The organism is Microbacterium xerophyticum (assembly GCF_053543555.1).
Genome location: NZ_JBLVOB010000005.1, coordinates 391,888 through 393,651, shown reverse-complemented (window position 1 = coordinate 393,651; position 1,764 = coordinate 391,888). Strand labels below are relative to the sequence as shown.

Annotated in this window: 1 protein-coding gene and 1 pseudogene; both read right to left on the bottom strand. The window is 65.6% G+C overall.

What is annotated here, in order from left to right:
• Nucleotides 1-19: 19 nt before the first annotated feature.
• On the bottom strand, nucleotides 20-1,327 hold the full coding sequence (locus ACNPNP_RS06400) for an ABC transporter substrate-binding protein (protein ID WP_448965210.1): 1,308 nt from the start codon (nucleotides 1,325-1,327) through the stop codon (nucleotides 20-22).
• 123 nt (nucleotides 1,328-1,450) lie between these two features.
• Nucleotides 1,451-1,764: pseudogene (locus ACNPNP_RS06395) on the bottom strand (substrate-binding domain-containing protein); the annotation flags it as partial.

Sequence of the window (1,764 nt, the reverse complement as noted above, 5' to 3'; positions counted from 1 at the left end):
CGGCCGCCCCCGCTGTGGATCAACGGAACTCTGCGGTGCCTTCGTCGTACTGTTCGCCGAGGTTGGCGTTGGTCGTCTCGACGTCCTGCGCACCGGTGATCAGGCCCTGAAGCTCCTGGACGAGCACGTCGTAGAAGCCCGGTGCCGGCCAGTCGGGGTAGAAGGAGAGACCGTCGGCATCGAGGACGCCGTTGAAGGTCTCGATCAGCTCGGCGCTCTTCGCGTCGGTGATGTCGGCGGAGTCGACGGCGACGGGGAGGCCACCATTGTTGCCGATGATGGCCTGGATCTCCGGGCGCATCGTGATGTCGATGAACTCGTAGGCGAGCTCCTTGTTCGCGGCGTTCTCCGGCACGACCCAGAGATTGCCCGATGATCCGAGCGACAGGTCGGCACCGGGGAATGCGGTGAGCGTCCAATCGAAACCGGTGGCCTCTGCGACGAAGCGCCCGAACCACCATGACCCGGAGACGAAGATGGGGGAGGTGCCGTTGATGAAGGAGACACCGGCGTCCTCGGCCTTGACCGATGAGACGTCAGAGGCGATGTAGCCCTTGTCGACGTACTCCTTCAGCGTCTCGGTGGCCGAGGCGACCTCGGGTCCTTCCCAGTCGACCGGGTCCTTGTAGAGCTGGTAGTCGTCGACGAAGCCGCGGTCGCCCTCGAGGAGCGCGAGCTGGTACCACAGCTGTCCCAGCGGGTACTCGGCACCGGCCTCAGCGAGCGGCGTGATCCCCTTGGCGACGAAGGCGTCGAGCACGTCGACGAACTCCTCGTAGGTGGTGGGTATCTCGAGACCCGCAGCGGCGAAGGCGTCCTTGTTGTAGTAGACGCCGACGAATTCGCCGTAGTTCGGGATGCCGAACCACGACTCGCCGCCCATGACGCCGTCCTCGCTGTACTTGGCCGTCGTCTGCAGAGACGGGGCGAGCTGCTCGTCCCACCCGTACTCGGCCACAGCGTCGGAGATGTCGGTGATCAGGCCCGTCGACGCCAGGAATCCTGCCGTGGCGTTGCCCTTGTTGAACTCCATCAGATCGGGAGCCGCATCGGTGTCGAGCACCTGGCTCGCCGTCTTCTGGATCTGCTCGAACGACTTCTCCTCGAACTCGACCGTGGCGCCGGTCTCCTCTTCGAAGATCTTGATCGCCTCGGCCCAGGCCTTGCCCATGGCGCTGTCGGCGCCCTCGTAATGCCACAGCTTGAGCGTGTCGCCGTCGCCGCCTTCGTCGGTCGAGCCGGACGTGCACCCGCTCAGGGCGAGACCTGTCGCGGTCAGCGCCGCCAAGGCGGCGAGCGTCTTCTTTCCTCGGATGATGCGTGCCATCGTCGGCACTCCTTTCTCAGTGGCCATGCGGCCGGACACTTCGGTGGGTCGTGTTCAGTTGTGGTGCTGCTGTGCGTCGAAGCGTTTCGACACGGGACATGCGGACAGGGAAGCGAAGAAGGTTCACTCTTGAGCGGGAGCGACCGAACCGGCCGACAGATACTCGGGGGCGAGGAGGTGGACCTCAGGTCGAAGGCGCTCGCCCTCGACGTGGCGAACGGCCAGATCGACGGCGAACTCGCACGATCGCTGCGGCACGAGCGGGATGGTGTCGACCTGCACGGGCAGGGATGCCGTCTCGAAGGAGGCGGCTGCCGAGATCACCGCGACGTCGACACCCACGCGCAGTGAACGCTCGGCGAGCGACGACAGCAGGACTTCGTGGACATCGCCCACTGCGTGGACGATGAACGCGCGCTGACCGTCGTGGAGCGCGG

Bases quoted from the DNA above. Each gene is read 5' to 3' on its own strand.
- ACNPNP_RS06400 (WP_448965210.1), bottom strand. From the start codon at position 1,327: ATGGCACGCATCATCCGAGGAAAGAAGACGCTCGCCGCCTTGGCGGCG.